Below are 15,246 nucleotides of genomic sequence, written 5' to 3' on the forward strand. Positions count from 1 at the left end.
TTAGTAAGCGCCTTTTTACTGCATAGAAGAAAATCTTAAATAGCTTCTTCATCTTCCTCAGCAGTACGAATACGTATTACACGCTCAACATCAGTGACAAATATTTTACCGTCACCGATTTTTCCTGTTTGTGCCGTTTTTACAATAACTTCAATTGCACGGTCTACATCTTCATCAGTCAATACAATATCAAGTTTTACTTTAGGTAAAAAATCAACCATATACTCTGCGCCACGATATAACTCAGTGTGACCTTTTTGACGTCCAAAGCCTTTAACTTCGCTTACCGTCATACCTGTAATACCTACATCCGACAACGCTTCACGCACATCGTCTAACTTAAAAGGTTTGATAATTGCTTCTATTTTTTTCATATTAATTACTTTTGAAAGCTCCAGTTGCCTCGATTTTAGACAATCATGATGCTCATAGCAAACAAAGCGATTGAATTACGGTGATAAAACAACCGATCATGGTATAATTTATTGTATAAAAATAGCGATACTTAAATGACTAGCAGTAAATGAGATTAATATGAAAAATAAACAAAACGGATTCACTCTTTTAGAACTCATGGTAACCGTTGCTATCGTTGGGATCATTGCATCCATTGCGATCTGGAATAGCAGCGATATGCTAGAAGAAAATAGAGCTGAGAATTTTTTGTTGGAATTAAAAAGAAGCATTACTTATGCACGCTCTCAAGCGGCAAGTACGGATGAAATAGTTATTTTATGTCCCGCACAAGAAGGCGCTATTAAACAAGCTAAAGATGAGTTTGAATGTGAACCAGAATGGGACACGAATAAAATCATTGTTGTTTTTGTTGATGCTGATAACAATGGAAGTTATAACGTAGCTAACGATGCCTTGTTGAGAGTTATAGAGGATATTCCTGCAACTGATAGCCTTAGTTATAGTGGTAACGAGACAAGTCTTCGTTTTAATACCAGTGGTCGTATTACAACAAATCCGGGAGACTTTATCTATTGCCCTAATAGTGATAATGAAAATAACAAAGCTTTAACAGTATCTCAATCTGGTACTTCTTTTTATACTGGTGATACAGCTCAGACTTGCGGTTAAAAAACATACAAATTAATCTTGTCATATTTGTATCATTTACTAGACTGAGTTAATCATTTATTAACTCAGGTCTTCAAGGATGAGATTATCAATATCAAAAAACAAGGGAGTGACACTTCTTGAATTAATGGTTTCAATTGCTGTTGTCAGTGTAATCAGTCAATTATCGATGTGGTTTTATCCAGACTTCTTGGCTAAAAACCGATTAGATAACCATGTGAATCTACTACACCGAAATATAAATTATGGCCGTCTTTACGCAATTGAAAATGGTACTTACGTCACGCTTTGCGCACTAAAAGGCAGTCAATGCACAAAGGACGAGTGGGATGGTCAAGTGTCACTATTTATCGACAAAGATAAATCAACGACTCTAGATGATGATGAGTTACTCTTAAGCACTTTCGAGGATGTTCATGATGCTGATACTTTAGAGTATCCGCGCAACGCCATTACATTTCGTCCAGATGGTTCTTTAAATGGTTTTCAAAATGGGACTTTTATATATTGCCCCAATAGCGATAAAGCCAATCTCGAAGGATTGGCTTTATCTGTAAGTCAAACGGGTAGAATTCGCATCAAATCAACTGATAAGTGTCAGAAGAAGTAATCTAGGCTATCGACCCCAGCAATAGTCAACATCTGAGTCTCCTTTAGACCCTTTTGCACCTTTGAGGCCTGTGTCAGTAATTGTAAGCTCTTTACAATCATTATCGCCTTTTACAGCACCGTCTATAGGTTTAGCTGTAATAGTGAAGGTATTGCTATCGACTACCTTTATGGATAGCTCAAAATGGCCATTTTCGGTTTTACTTTGCAATCCTAAATCAGTAAATGTCTCTGTATATTCCCTATTATCGACAAAATATTGCTCTTCCTTGTTTGCAGCATCTAACAATGCTGCAGCAGCTTCAGCGCGCGAAGCACGCTTTACATATTCTGTATAATTAGGAAGCGCTATTGTAGCTAAAATGCCGACAATAGCAACGGCTATCATCAGCTCAATTAAGGTAAAACCACGTTGTTTTTTTATCATTTAAGCCTCCTTAATCGTCTTCATTCTGTATATTTTCATCATTCTCTTCATGCTTATATATATAAGTTTGCTGAGTTTTAAAACCAAACCCTAATGCTTTGTCATTAACAAGTTGTATTTTATCATCTACAACTTTTAATCCTGGGCCTGTAATTTCAAGTGGTTGGAGCGGGTTTTCAGCATTTTCACCTTTGATGCCCGGACCAATTAAATAAAACTGACTTTTTACTTCCTCATCAGGATCATCATCGCATTTTCCGTTATCATCACTATCTGCACATGAAGAACCAAAATAAAGTTGGGGCGTATCTGGCACCTCTGTACTTGTAGCAAATTTCAGATCGTCATAAACTTTAGTACCGTAGTGCAAATGAAATGCGTAAAGAGAGCCCCCTCCTCCACTTAATGAACATTGATTTTTAATTGATGAATCCAACGTCGGAGTAAAAGATGTAAAATAAGCAACACCACCAACAACGGTTGCCGCAGCTAACGACTTTTCACCATTAGCGAGTTTATAACGCCACCCAACAAAATCATTCGCAAGTTTGTCTTCTAATTTTACAAACTCAGTTACACTATTTAAAGCGCTGCCAAATTCATCATCATTCATCTCCATTAACATACTATGCGTTATAGCTTTAGGCGCAGATTCGAATAATTTAGTAACCGTATTTTCATCTCTAATCATAAATAATTCGTCAGCTGTGCCCGCTCCGTTCGGATTTGAACGATTTCCACTACCAATCACAATAGCATCATAAGGTGTATCTAATCGAGTGACTACACCATCTTTAATAGTTACTTTACTAAACATAGTTCTCGCCACCACAGGCTTGTAAAAAAAACGTCTATCTGCATTAATACCAAGATCTGCTAACTGAAAATGACTAAATTTGCCTTCATCTGATATATCAATACGCCAAATACCTCCACCAGTATCTGCCGCATATATCCGGTCTGTATAGCCATCATAATTAGAATCCAATAACGTTACATCGCCAGCAATACTATATTTTCCTTTAAAGGCGTTTTCACTAGGTGTTAAAGCCCAAACTTTTTTACCTGTTTTTGCATTAACGATATAAATGCCGCGGCCAACTTCGTCCTCAGTTTTTATATTAGCTTTATCGGGATCATTCGAATCTTTATTGGTATCATAGCCAGCCCCAAATATTAAAAGGGGTGTATTCTCTTTTGATTTTATATAAGCAACTTGAGGTTTAGACCACGTTTGGCCAAGGTTTTTAAATTCCCCTTCACCGCCTTTAATAGTCCACATTAAACTTGGAGAGTCTGGCTTTGTAATATCCAAACCATAATAATTACGACCGCCTCTGCGCATACCTACAGCAGCCCAGACTTCATGACCTCTACCCGCATCAACAATACCATCATTTACATCTTTATCATTTAGGCTCTTATTATTGAAATAAACGCCAATAGGCCCATCAATACCATATTTTTTTCCTGACTCCTCATCTCTAAGTGGTTTAAGAATGTTAAAGAGTGCAGAAGGTATAAACGCCCAACTTTCACTAACTTTATTATTAGCATCATCATCTTTAAACATATGCAAAAAACCAGCATTAGTGCCAATTAGAATACGAATATCATTGTCACCATAATCAATAGCCACGGGTTTTGAATGTAATGGGTCACCAAAAATATCATTGCGAACTGATGACGACGAATTTTTGTCATCGACATCTTCACCACGAGCCCAATTTATAAGATCTTCAACCTCTCTGACTTTAACTTTACTGACGTTATCGGAAAAGTAAGGTACATTATCGCTTTCTTCCATGTATTTAAGCCCCAGATAGCTGCTTACGCTTTCGTCGCAATCGACACAAAAAGTAAAATCTCCTATATCAGTAATTATTTGACGCTTCTTAATATCTCCCACCGCCAATTCTGATAACATAGCATTTACACCCCCGTCTTTTACTGAGTTTCCATCTGCTGACTTATCTTCATCCCAGAATGTAGCCGCATCTGTATTTATTAACCCATCATCATCAAGTGCAATATTATTTTTAGCATCTATAATAGTATTACCAGATACTTTTAACTTTTTTAAATTGCCACGCCAACGAGTGGATTTATCGGGATAAAACATAGCTAAATAAATAGCATCTCCGCTTCGTGTTTGATCAACATTATTACTTGCAACAGATGGGGAGGTAAATGTACTATTTTCACTCCTAATATCCGAAACAGCTTGATTTAAGGCTTCTGTCAATTTTTCAGGGGTTGTTGCAGGTATGTTTTTCCCCCCGCCTAATTCAGCAGCCCGTTTTAACAGATATTGCCCTTCGGCGCTCATTCCTGAACCAAATCCAATGGTATATAAACGACCCGTTTCATTTATCTCGGGGCTAGATGGGTACAAATCGACAACAGTGTCGTCTGATCCATGAATAATTTTAGCCAATTGGTGTAAGTAGTTATCATGGAGAAAGTCATTTTCATCAAGCTCCCTACCAATATAATCCTGTTCCGTTAGCTCCCGGCCAAAGAATTTATTATGCTCTGCACTTATTGATTCGTCGCTGTCATTATCACTAGAAGAACTTAAGCTTAGATAATACTGCCCCCACCAATTACGGCTATATACATATTTAGGTGAGGGATCGCCGTCAGTCATATAAATAATATTGATGGAATTATCACAACGTTTAGCTTCAGCTACGCTATCAGCAAAAGGGGAGATATAAGTGTAGTTATATACATTTTCCAACTTCTTACAACGCCCGTTTCCCTTCCGTTCTATGCACTGCGTACCAATAATATCTTTATTTTCAATAATAGTATCCCTATCTGATTCACTAACTTGCTCGCCATAGTACAAACTTTGTCCTGTTATATATAAATAAGCCTCCCAAAGTGTTTCCGCTAACGGTGTTCCACCGTCAGCTGGAAGATTATTGATTGATGATTTTATTGATTCAGGAGAACCCCCTATTCTATTTAAAACATAGCCACCATCCGTACCATTAAAACGCATTAAGCCAAAATCGATAGAATCTTTATTAACTTCAACCAGTTGACTCATAGCTGACTGAGCAGCCTCAAGCCTACTATCAGAGCATAATATTCTATTACCTGACCTATCTTTACACTCATTACCAGTGCTTGATGAAAAAGCCATACTCCCGGAGGTATCAAAAATTAATAGTACGCGCGGTTTTTCATCTGAGTTAGTATCTTTATTTACGTACAGCTCAATATCCTCTGCGTATGCCTGCATATTAATTGCTGATGTAAATAATAAAACGAGTGCTACATAAAGTTTAAATTTCATCTTAAATCCCCTTACCCGTACTGGCCATCTCTTGAGCTATACCTGTTACTATAGTTAACTGGTGCTTGCTTTTAGAGCCATATTCTATCGTAGTGGATACTTGAACCATGTTGCATGAAACACCCGCTGTAAAACTATAACTACGAGGGCAATTAAGCTCTAGCGAACCGCGATTTAAATTCGTCATTATGCTTTTCATTTCGTGTCCAGGCTCTGTAATGTCTTTCTCTGGTATCATTATTTTATTACTATCACTATCAAGCTTGCCCGAATCTGTAGTGGTCTCATCTGGAGTAAGAAAAAAGTCACTATCAGCCCCTTTTTTAGCTTCTGACGCAATCACTCTTTGCACTTCGCCAATCAATTGATTTTCTGCAACTTCTCGCTCTTGTGCTGCATTAGTAATTTTAATATCAATTGTACTACTACTCATAAGAGTAACTGCAATGCCGGTAACAGCTATCACCATAATTAATGCTGTTAAAAGCACCACACCTTGTTGCTTACTTGGTAACAACTTTAGATTCTCCATAGATTACCCCCAACATTACTTAAACGAATAGTTGTTGTAAAAACAGTTCTTCTATAGTTATCATTAAAATTTAACTCTCGCTTTACAGATCCCTCACCTAAAATATATTTTTGGTTTTTAAGTTTAATCCCTGGATCTGGTTGAAGTGCACGGATTAATAGAAAAACTTGCACCGTTAGCATACCTTTACGGTTTTCCCATTCAGCAGCAGTAATTGTACTGGCGCTTTTATAAGTATCAACTCGACTATCGTTATTCGTGTCTAATCCAAACAAAAAACGCATATTTTCGACACCTTCCATTATCGTTTCAGAGGTCATTTTTCCATTTACTAATCGTTTTCTTCTTAATGCGGGGACTTTTATTTCTTTATTATTTACTAAATATTTTTCTTCTTTAATATAATAAACATGATGAGTGTATGGCCATATAGTTACATTATCGTTTGTTGGTAAGTATGCCCCAGTCACAAATTTTGCTTGCTCTTGTTCAGCAACAAAGAAATAGGCTGTACGGTTATCATTTTCCGTTGTTTTGTTTTCATAAGTAATTGTGTCATTATTATAGGTAGGCACGTATTGTAAGTTACCTTGTAAAAACTTGAGCTGAAGAATATCAGTCTCTTTATTATTCGGAGGAATGATGCCATCGTTTATGCAATTCAGGTTATCTTTACTGATAGTCGTTTTCGCATAAATAGTACGAAAATTACTACTACTGGTTAAATCTGGAAAGCTGCCGTTATTAACCCCCTCAAAGCAATCTATAGATTCACCATCCTCAGTGGGGACTAAAGAGCTGACAGTAGTATTCACAGCTGTGAACGAATCATCGTAATAAGTTCCCCAAAAACCAACTTGCTCAATATCACGCTGCATAATATTTATAGCTAAACGCCCTGACTCTTGGAGGTCACCGATGGCCATCGTGTCTTTTGTGGTTACTTTCATACTAATAAAAGTAAACATAACGCCACCAAGAATTAAACCACCAATAAATAGTGAAATCATAACTTCTACAAGAGTAAACCCATTTTGCTTCATGTTAGCTCCTCACATATATATAACTGGTTAAAACAACGACCCGGCGTTTTTTATCAGCGGTGCCGCAATCTACAGCTCCCGTAGCTGCATTTGCTGTAAATTCTTGTCGCCCTTGCCATGATATAATTACTTCAATGTTGAACCCTTTCCCTCCAGTATCTGCCACTGATGTTGGATTTATACATATTGTCGCATCATCTAAAGATCCTGTATTTTCACGAGCTTGAATGGCACGTTTCCATTGCACTATATCCATATCCGCTATTGCTGATGAATTACAGGGACTTCCAAAACAAGCCTTAGTTGTAGCAAGTGCACCGCTACTATCTATTTTCGCCTTTCCATATTTTTCAATAGATGCAATGGTATCGTTGGCTCGGATACGCTGCACAATATCATTACCAAGTGCAACTGCAGCAGCACGTTGCATAGAATCAAAGCTTGCTTGCTTTGCTTTTGCTTGCAGGGCAACTGCGCCTAAAAGGCCAAAACTAAGAATAATAAATGCAATTAACACTTCAATTAGAGTGAAGCCTCTTTGCACTTTTGTTTGAGATGACTGCATAGTAGAACCAAATAAAAATTATCTGATTATAAGTTTATGCTATTTATTTGAGGAATCAATGAGGGCTAAGACAAGCGGTTATATTTGTTGATAAACGGTTAATTAAATCGGCTCATTCAACAAAAAAGTAGTAATTAAGCGTAAATGTATTTAAGTCAGAGGCAACTTAATTGCGAAATAAGTCTAAAGCGTATTTTTAACTAATTTAAGCTCGCGGCGGCTCACTGGCAATAACTCACTGCACCCTTGTAGCTCAATCATATGATTGCCATTCCCTTTTGAATGCAAGGCTATTACTTTTTGTTTATTCACTAAAGCATTGCGGTGAATTCGTAAAACATATGCGGGATATTGCAGCTCTAATTGCTTTAGGCTTTGTTCAAGTAAAGCCTCTCCACCTGAGAATATCATTTTGGTATATTTTTCTTCGGCACTAAAATACAAAACATCATTTATATCAACACTACGTAGAGTACCCGCTAATTGATAAGATACTTTTACATTTTGTTGTTTTTGAATATGTACTTTATTTAAACGGCCTACTTGCTTAAGCACCTTTTGCAGTGATTGCTCTGTAATAGGTTTAACTAAATAACCTGCAGCACTTAACTGTAAAGCATCGAAGGCATGTTCAGGGTGGGCAGTTATAAAAACAACAGCAGGAGGTAGGGTTAAACTATTGAGCTCATTAGCAACTTGCAAACCATTCATACCGGGCATATCAACATCTAAAAAAATCAAATCTGGCGTTTGCTTTTTAGCAAGTGCTAAGGCTTCATTACCATTACTTGCCTCACCTTGCACAACTATACTTTTATCATGTGCTAACAAACGGATTAAGCGAGATCTCGCCAGAGGTTCATCATCAACAATGAGTACATTCATACACTGCCCTCAATTAGCTTAGGGATAACGACCTTGACCCTAAACACATCATTTTTATTAGTAATTGTTAGCTGTGCTTTATTTTTATAATAAATATTTAATCGCTGGCGAATATTTTCAAGCGCCATTCCGTTATTAGGCCTAGTTTGAGCATTAGAAATTGTTATAGGGTTAGAAACAATCATGGTTATATAGCCGGTAGTGATATGTAGCTCTACTTTTATTTCTGCACCATGCTCACTTGTTTCAACGCCGTGGCATACCGCATTTTCAATTAATGGCTGCAGGGTTAAGCAAGGAATGCTCAATGCGGGTAGTTCATTAGGTATTTGCCAATCAACTCTTAAGCGATTACCAAAACGCCATGTTTCAAGTGCGATATATTGCTTACTCAACGTTATTTCATCTTCAAGAGATACATTCTTCCCCGAGTGCATTGCAGCCTGCGATAAGGCGGCTAATGCTAAAATAGCCTGTTCTGCCGCATCGGCATCATGATGAGTAAGCTCTGCAGCAGTGTTTAAACTATTATATAAAAAATGAGGACGTATTCTAGCTTGTAGGGCATCAAGCTCTGCACGAGAAAGTGCTTTAGTTTGCTGCTCTTTTTCAAAATGAATTAATAAAAACTGGACGAATAAAGCAGCCAGCAAAGCCACTATAATGCAATTGCGAAGTGTGAAATAAATTAAGTTATTTGTATCATCTATATCAAAAGCAAAATGAGAAAATAAAATACTAAAAATACAGGTAGATAATAAAAAAAAGGCAAAAAATAGACTTAATTGAAAAGTTTGAGTACGTTTTTGTAAGAAAAATCTACAGAAGTATAAAGAAGAGGTACCGACTAAAACAATTAAATGCATAAACAAACTAATGATCCCAAGTCGTAGCCAAATATCTCCTTCTACATTAGGTGCAAAAGCTAAAACAATAGCAATAACTTGAGAAACAATAAGCGTGGCTAATACGCCTCGCTCATTAAAAAGAGCCGAAAAAAGCAAACCATCATTTTGAAGTGACTTGCTCATAACGACTCTCCTTTAATCTAAATGTTTAATATATTTAAATTAACGTAGCTCTACAGGAACAGCAAATACTATATTTTCTACTTCACCTGGGTTCTCAACAACCTGTGTGCCACCTAGCTCTTTTAATCGGCTTATTACTTGTTGTACAAGTACTTCTGGCGCAGATGCACCCGCAGTTACACCAACTGATTTAGAGCCTGAAACCCACTGCTCTTGTACATCAGTTGCGTCATCAATTAAATAAGCAACTGTGCCCATTTTATCTGCAAGTTCACGTAAGCGATTAGAGTTAGAGCTATTTTTAGCGCCAACAACTAATAGCACATCAACTTTATCAGCTAAGTCACGAACAGCGTCTTGACGATTTTGCGTTGCATAACAAATGTCATCTTTACGAGGTCCGTCAATTGATGGAAACTTATTGCGCAGTGCATCAATAACATCTGCTGTGTCATCAACTGAGAGTGTTGTTTGGCTGCAATAAAAAAGATTTTCAGCATTTTTTACATTAAGCGCAACAACATCATCAACGGTTTCAACAAGATAAATGCCACCGGCTGAGTTATCATATTGTCCCATTGTTCCCTCTACTTCAGGGTGGCCATGGTGTCCAATTAAAATACACTCAATACCTTTACGACTCGCACGTGTAACTTCCATATGTACTTTAGTTACAAGCGGACACGTTGCATCAAATACTTTTAAATCACGACGTTTAGCCTCTGAGCGAACAGCTTGCGAAACACCATGTGCACTAAAAATAACAATGCTGTCGTCAGGTACTTGATCAAGCTCTTCAACAAATACCGCACCACGACTTTTTAATCCATCAACCACATAACGGTTATGTACTACTTCGTGGCGCACATAAATTGGCTTTTCAAAAATATCTAGGGCGCGCTCAACAATACTAATAGCACGGTCAACACCAGCGCAAAAGCCGCGTGGATTAGCTAGTAATATTTCCATTAACCTTCCACCTCAATAATATCAACTTCAAACGTTAAACGTTGGCCAGATAAAGGGTGATTAAAATCAATCGTTACCGACTCACCTTGCACTTCGCGAACTAATCCAGGAAGCTCAGTACCGTCTGGTTGAGTAAACGCAATAATTGCACCTACCTTAGCTGGTGTTTCTGGGCCAAATTTACTACGGTCAACGTAGTAAATATTATCTGGATTTGGCTGACCAAAAGCATCTTCAGGTTCTAATTCAAACGTTTTACTTTCGCCTGCAGTTAAACCTAATAAACACTTTTCGAAGTTTGCCGTTAAGCTGCCATCGCCCATTGTTAATTTAGCAGGTTTGTTGTGCACCTTGGTAGAATCAGCGGCAGAGCCATCTTCTAATTTAATAGAAAAATGGAAAATAACTTGCGAGTTTTCACCAATTACAGCTTGGCTCATGCTTTATGCTCCTTCGGACTCTCGCCGGTAAAGGCGTCAAATAACAATAACGCTGCGCCAATACAAATAGCGCAATCAGCAATATTGAATACCGGAAAATGTGAGTCTTTATAAAATACGTGAATAAAGTCGATTACATAACCATACGCAATACGATCGTATAAATTACCAATAGCGCCTGCAAGTACCAGTGCATAAGCACCGCATAGTACTTTGTTTGTTGCAGGTAAGCGTTTTAGCCACCACACAAGTAAAGCACTAATAGCAATGGCAATCGCACTTAAAAACCAACGCTGCCAACCACCCGCTTCACTTAAAAAGCTATAAGCAGCACCATAGTTATGCACATAAGTAATACTAAAAACAGGGAGTAAGTTTATCGACTCTTGATAAGCCATAGTCCCTACAACAAGTGTTTTACTGGCAAAGTCTATTACTAATAGTAATAGACTCAACCAAAGCCACACTAAACCACTTTTTTGGGCTAGTTTGCTCACTAAGAATAACTCCTAAGCGAATTGACGCTTTTCGCCTTCGCCGTCAACATTACTTACACAACGACCACAAATTTCAGGATGAGCAGGATTAACACCTACATCTTCACTGTAATGCCAACAACGCTCACATTTAGCAGCATCTGTTGCAGCAACACTAATGAACAAACCTTCAATTTCGGTAGCTTGTGTATCAGCTGGCTGACTATCAACTTCAGAAACATTTACGGCAGATGTTAATAATACAAAACGCAGTTCATCACCAAGCGCATTTAATTTAGCGGCAAGCTCTTTACCAGTAAATAAATTAACCGTTGCTTGAAGCGTTGCACCAATGACTTCTTCTTTACGCGCAGCTTCTAATAAGCGGTTTACTTCGTCGCGTACTGTTAAAATCTCTAACCAGTCATCGTTACTAAATTGGCTATTTGTTGGCGCTTGTAAACCATCGTACCAAACAGATGTAAATACGTAGTCACTACGCTCACCCGGTAAAGCTTCCCAAATTTCTTGTGCGGTAAAGCTCATAATAGGTGCCATCCAACGCGTCATTGCTTCTGCAATATGATAAAGCGCTGTTTGACAAGAACGACGTGCATGGCTGTCACTCTTAGCTGTGTACTGACGATCTTTAATGACGTCTAAATAGAACGAACCAAGCTCACCCGTACAGAAGTTCATTAGCTTTTGCGTTACTAATAGCATTTGGTAGCTATCGTATGCGGCTAAAATTTCATCTTGCAACTGAGCAGCACGACCAACAATCCACTTATCAAGCTCAACCATATCATCAACAGCAACTTGATCTGTTTTTGGATCAAAACCATTTAGGTTAGCAAGCAAGTAACGGCTAGTGTTACGAATACGGCGGTAGCGATCGGCAGAGCGTTTAAATATTTCATCCGACACAGTCATTTCTGCCGTGTAATCGGTAGAGGCAACCCATAAACGTAGAATGTCGGCACCTAGTTTATTCATCACATTTTGTGGTGAAATAACATTACCTAGTGACTTAGACATCTTGCGGCCGTTTTCATCAACAGTAAAACCATGAGTCAATACTTGGCGGTATGGCGCATGACCATTAATAGCCACTGATGTCATCATTGATGACATAAACCAACCACGGTGTTGATCAGAACCTTCAAGGTATAAATCAGCTGGACCAACCAAGTCTTCGCGTGCGTCTACAACACATGCGTGTGAAACACCTGAGTCAAACCATACATCTAGCGTATCTTGCACTTTCATGTATTGCTTGGCATCTTCTTCACCAAGTAATGTAGCTGGATCTAAATCGTACCATGCCTGAATACCAGACTTTTCAACTAGCTGTGCAGCTTGCTCAATGAGTTCTTGAGTATTTGGATGAAGTGCACCGGTATCTTTATCTGCAAACAATGCAATTGGCACACCCCAAGTACGTTGGCGAGATATACACCAATCTGGGCGGCTTTCAACCATGTTCGAAATACGGCTTTCGCCCCACTCTGGCAACCACTGCGTGTTTTTAATTTCTTTTAAAGAATCTTCACGTAAGTTAGCCTGATCCATACTTACAAACCATTGTGGTGTAGCACGGAAAATAATGGGTGTTTTATGGCGCCAACAATGTGGGTAACTATGAGTTATAGCATGATGATGCATTAATGCACCGTGCTCTTTTAATACTTCAATTACGTTCGCATTTGCTTTAAATACATGCTGACCTGCAAAAAGTTCAGTATCTGGTAAATAAACGCCATTAGCGCCAACAGGGTTAGCTACTTCAAGGTTGTAATTTAAACCAGCCACGAAATCTTCTTGACCATGCCCTGGTGCTGTATGTACAACACCGGTACCTGAGTCAGTCGTTACGTGTTCTGCAACAATCACTGGTACATTAAAATCATAAAAAGGATGGGCTACTTGTAAGTTTTCAAGTGCAGCACCTTTTACATAACCTAATACGTGAAAGTGATTAAAACCAAAGCGGTCCATTGCATCTTTAACAAGCTCAGAGCCTAAAATTAGACGTTGTTGTACGCCTTCATCTTCAACCTGCACCAATGCATATTCTAAATCGGCATGCACAGCTACTGCGCGGTTTGCTGGAAGCGTCCACGGTGTTGTTGTCCAAATAACAGTACCAACACTGCCTTCACCTTTATGACCATCAGCCAAATCAAATGCACTCACAACAGCATCTTGATCAACAAATGTAAAACGTACATCAATCGCTGGTGATTGCTTATCTTGGTATTCAACTTCTGCTTCTGCTAATGCAGAACCACAATCTGTACACCAATGCACAGGCTTAGCACCTTTATGCAAATGACCTTTTTCAATAATACGACCAAGTACACGAATTGCATTCGCTTCAAAGTCAAAGTTCATTGTTAAGTAAGGCTTATCCCAATCTGCAAATACGCCTAAACGTTTAAAATCAACTTTTTGACCTTCAACTTGTTTTTTAGCGTATGCACGGCATTTTTCACGAAACTCGCTCGCGGTTACTTTTACGCCCGGCTTGCCTACTTTTTTCTCAACCATTAACTCGATTGGTAAACCATGACAATCCCAACCTGGGACTAATGGTGAATCAAAGTCAGATAATGTTTTAGACTTAACAATAATGTCTTTTAATATTTTATTAACTGAGTGGCCTAAATGGATATCGCCATTTGCATACGGAGGGCCGTCATGCAAAATAAAGGTCTTTTTACCTTTCTTAGCGCTGCGAATTTGACCGTACAGGTCGTCTTCATACCATGCTTTAAGCATTTTTGGTTCACGTTGTGCCAAATTGCCACGCATTGGAAACGGTGTTTCCGGTAAGTTCAAAGTATGTTTATAGTCGCTCATTTATCCTACATTCCGTCTCTATCGGCTACCTGATTTAAACCAAAACACTGCTTAGCGGCAGCAACATCAGTTGCTATTTGCGCCGTTAATTGTGTTAATGTCTCGAATTTTTTTTCATTGCGAAGTTTTTTTATTAACTCCACATGCATAAATTGTCCGTAAATATCCTGTGCAAAATCAAAAAGATGAACTTCTAATAATGCACGAGTTCCATTAAATGTCGGCTTATTGCCTACATTTGCAACTCCAAAAATCTGTTTTCCTGCAATCGTTGCTTGCACTGCAAACACCCCGTTGACAGGACACACTTGGCGTTTTAGGGCAATATTTGCCGTTCTAAAACCGAGTTCACGTCCTCTTTTCCAGCCGTGTATAACACGCCCAGAAATAGCATAATCGTGACCAAGCATTGTTTTAGCACTTGCTAAGTCACCAGATGCCAAAGCATCTCGTATTAAAGTGCTGCTTACTCTAGCATTTAATTGACGAAAACTCGCGGTGCTTTTTACGTCCATGCCCGCTTGCTTGCCCATGCTAGCAAGTAAGTCAAAGTTACCTTGGCGCTGCTTTCCAAACTTAAAATCATCGCCAACAGTGAGAGCTTTAACACCTAACTTTTTAATCAAAATATCATTAACAAATTGCTCAGCATGCATGTTTGCAAATTGCTGATTAAAGCTAATGCAAATAACTCGCTCAATACCTAAATCACTAAGCAAACGTAGCTTATCTCGTAAGCGCGTTAGCCGTGCTGGGGCATTGTTTTTAGCAAAAAATTCTTGTGGCTGGGGTTCAAATAGCATTACAGTGCTAGACAAACTATGCGCTTTAGCATCAGTAAGTAAGCCTTTTAGTACTTCTGCGTGGCCTAAATGAACACCGTCAAAATTACCAATAGTTAACACACAACCAAAGTGGTGTGGGCGAATATTGTGTATACCTCTAATTAACTCCATGCCACCTAATGCCTTGTTTAGCGAGCTATTAATTACGACTAAAAATTAATTAAAGCCG

15 protein-coding genes are annotated in these 15,246 nt (G+C 38.4%); 2 read left to right on the forward strand and 13 right to left on the reverse strand.

The window, feature by feature from the left end:
- Window positions 1–35: 35 nt before the first annotated feature.
- Window positions 36–374: a nitrogen regulatory protein P-II gene (glnB, locus tag CXF89_RS09220; protein WP_002962211.1), complete on the reverse strand. Its 339-nt coding sequence runs from the start codon at window positions 372–374 to the stop codon at window positions 36–38.
- A 160-nt stretch (window positions 375–534) separates the two neighbouring features.
- On the opposite strand from glnB, the gene CXF89_RS09225 reads away from it, so the two are divergent.
- The gene (locus CXF89_RS09225; RefSeq protein ID WP_121954429.1) at window positions 535–1,086 is read left to right on the forward strand and encodes a GspH/FimT family pseudopilin; all 552 of its coding nucleotides are present in this window, start codon (window positions 535–537) and stop codon (window positions 1,084–1,086) included.
- Window positions 1,087–1,165: 79 nt separating this feature from the next.
- Window positions 1,166–1,696, forward strand: a complete 531-nt coding sequence (locus tag CXF89_RS09230; RefSeq protein ID WP_121954430.1) for a GspH/FimT family pseudopilin — start codon at window positions 1,166–1,168, stop codon at window positions 1,694–1,696.
- Between the two features lie 6 nt (window positions 1,697–1,702).
- Here the strand turns inward: CXF89_RS09230 and CXF89_RS09235 are convergent, their stop codons facing one another.
- From CXF89_RS09235 to ribF, 12 genes are all read right to left on the reverse strand, one after another.
- Window positions 1,703–2,122 (reverse strand): type IV pilin protein, encoded by a 420-nt coding sequence (locus tag CXF89_RS09235; RefSeq protein WP_121954431.1) that lies wholly within the window; start codon window positions 2,120–2,122, stop codon window positions 1,703–1,705.
- A gap of 10 nt (window positions 2,123–2,132) precedes the next feature.
- Window positions 2,133–5,429, reverse strand: a complete 3,297-nt coding sequence (locus CXF89_RS09240) for a PilC/PilY family type IV pilus protein (RefSeq protein ID WP_121954432.1) — start codon at window positions 5,427–5,429, stop codon at window positions 2,133–2,135.
- 1 nt (window position 5,430) lies between these two features.
- Window positions 5,431–5,961 carry a pilus assembly PilX family protein gene (locus CXF89_RS09245; RefSeq protein ID WP_121954433.1) on the reverse strand — a complete coding sequence of 177 codons (531 nt, stop codon included), beginning with the start codon at window positions 5,959–5,961 and terminating at the stop codon, window positions 5,431–5,433.
- Window positions 5,949–7,004 carry a PilW family protein gene (locus CXF89_RS09250; RefSeq protein ID WP_121954434.1) on the reverse strand — a complete coding sequence of 352 codons (1,056 nt, stop codon included), beginning with the start codon at window positions 7,002–7,004 and terminating at the stop codon, window positions 5,949–5,951. Before CXF89_RS09250 ends, CXF89_RS09245 begins: the two co-directional genes overlap by 13 nt.
- A gap of 1 nt (window position 7,005) precedes the next feature.
- Entirely contained in the window at window positions 7,006–7,569 is a 564-nt protein-coding gene (pilV, locus tag CXF89_RS09255) for a type IV pilus modification protein PilV (RefSeq protein ID WP_121954435.1), read from the reverse strand.
- Window positions 7,570–7,752: 183 nt separating this feature from the next.
- The gene (locus tag CXF89_RS09260) at window positions 7,753–8,454 is read right to left on the reverse strand and encodes a LytR/AlgR family response regulator transcription factor (protein ID WP_121954436.1); all 702 of its coding nucleotides are present in this window, start codon (window positions 8,452–8,454) and stop codon (window positions 7,753–7,755) included.
- Window positions 8,451–9,485 carry a sensor histidine kinase gene (locus tag CXF89_RS09265; protein ID WP_010555108.1) on the reverse strand — a complete coding sequence of 345 codons (1,035 nt, stop codon included), beginning with the start codon at window positions 9,483–9,485 and terminating at the stop codon, window positions 8,451–8,453. Before CXF89_RS09265 ends, CXF89_RS09260 begins: the two co-directional genes overlap by 4 nt.
- A gap of 39 nt (window positions 9,486–9,524) precedes the next feature.
- Window positions 9,525–10,454 carry a 4-hydroxy-3-methylbut-2-enyl diphosphate reductase gene (gene ispH / locus CXF89_RS09270; protein WP_007581370.1) on the reverse strand — a complete coding sequence of 310 codons (930 nt, stop codon included), beginning with the start codon at window positions 10,452–10,454 and terminating at the stop codon, window positions 9,525–9,527.
- Window positions 10,454–10,894 (reverse strand): FKBP-type peptidyl-prolyl cis-trans isomerase, encoded by a 441-nt coding sequence (gene fkpB / locus CXF89_RS09275; RefSeq protein ID WP_002958231.1) that lies wholly within the window; start codon window positions 10,892–10,894, stop codon window positions 10,454–10,456. The genes ispH and fkpB overlap by 1 nt, the downstream gene beginning before the upstream one ends.
- Window positions 10,891–11,391, reverse strand: a complete 501-nt coding sequence (lspA, locus tag CXF89_RS09280) for a signal peptidase II (protein ID WP_007376920.1) — start codon at window positions 11,389–11,391, stop codon at window positions 10,891–10,893. The genes fkpB and lspA overlap by 4 nt, the downstream gene beginning before the upstream one ends.
- 12 nt (window positions 11,392–11,403) lie before the next feature.
- On the reverse strand, window positions 11,404–14,232 hold the full coding sequence (gene ileS, locus CXF89_RS09285) for an isoleucine--tRNA ligase (protein ID WP_121954437.1): 2,829 nt from the start codon (window positions 14,230–14,232) through the stop codon (window positions 11,404–11,406).
- A gap of 5 nt (window positions 14,233–14,237) precedes the next feature.
- Window positions 14,238–15,188, reverse strand: coding sequence for a bifunctional riboflavin kinase/FAD synthetase (gene ribF / locus CXF89_RS09290; RefSeq protein WP_024607280.1), 951 nt, complete (start codon window positions 15,186–15,188; stop codon window positions 14,238–14,240).
- Window positions 15,189–15,246: the final 58 nt, after the last annotated feature.

The sequence above is a fragment of the Pseudoalteromonas sp. MelDa3 genome (assembly GCF_002863625.1).
Taxonomy (GTDB): Bacteria; Pseudomonadota; Gammaproteobacteria; order Enterobacterales; family Alteromonadaceae; genus Pseudoalteromonas; species Pseudoalteromonas arctica.

Excerpts from the sequence above, each read along its gene's own strand:
- glnB (WP_002962211.1), bottom strand. The coding sequence starts at position 374 with ATGAAAAAAATAGAAGCAATTATCAAACCTTTTAAGTTAGACGATGTG.
- CXF89_RS09225 (WP_121954429.1), top strand. The coding sequence starts at position 535 with ATGAAAAATAAACAAAACGGATTCACTCTTTTAGAACTCATGGTAACC.
- CXF89_RS09230 (WP_121954430.1), top strand. The coding sequence starts at position 1,166 with ATGAGATTATCAATATCAAAAAACAAGGGAGTGACACTTCTTGAATTA.
- CXF89_RS09235 (WP_121954431.1), bottom strand. The coding sequence starts at position 2,122 with ATGATAAAAAAACAACGTGGTTTTACCTTAATTGAGCTGATGATAGCC.
- CXF89_RS09240 (WP_121954432.1), bottom strand. The coding sequence starts at position 5,429 with ATGAAATTTAAACTTTATGTAGCACTCGTTTTATTATTTACATCAGCA.
- CXF89_RS09245 (WP_121954433.1), bottom strand. The coding sequence starts at position 5,961 with ATGGAGAATCTAAAGTTGTTACCAAGTAAGCAACAAGGTGTGGTGCTT.
- CXF89_RS09250 (WP_121954434.1), bottom strand. The coding sequence starts at position 7,004 with ATGAAGCAAAATGGGTTTACTCTTGTAGAAGTTATGATTTCACTATTT.
- pilV (WP_121954435.1), bottom strand. The coding sequence starts at position 7,569 with ATGCAGTCATCTCAAACAAAAGTGCAAAGAGGCTTCACTCTAATTGAA.
- CXF89_RS09260 (WP_121954436.1), bottom strand. The coding sequence starts at position 8,454 with ATGAATGTACTCATTGTTGATGATGAACCTCTGGCGAGATCTCGCTTA.
- CXF89_RS09265 (WP_010555108.1), bottom strand. The coding sequence starts at position 9,485 with ATGAGCAAGTCACTTCAAAATGATGGTTTGCTTTTTTCGGCTCTTTTT.
- ispH (WP_007581370.1), bottom strand. The coding sequence starts at position 10,454 with ATGGAAATATTACTAGCTAATCCACGCGGCTTTTGCGCTGGTGTTGAC.
- fkpB (WP_002958231.1), bottom strand. The coding sequence starts at position 10,894 with ATGAGCCAAGCTGTAATTGGTGAAAACTCGCAAGTTATTTTCCATTTT.
- ileS (WP_121954437.1), bottom strand. The coding sequence starts at position 14,232 with ATGAGCGACTATAAACATACTTTGAACTTACCGGAAACACCGTTTCCA.
- ribF (WP_024607280.1), bottom strand. The coding sequence starts at position 15,188 with ATGGAGTTAATTAGAGGTATACACAATATTCGCCCACACCACTTTGGT.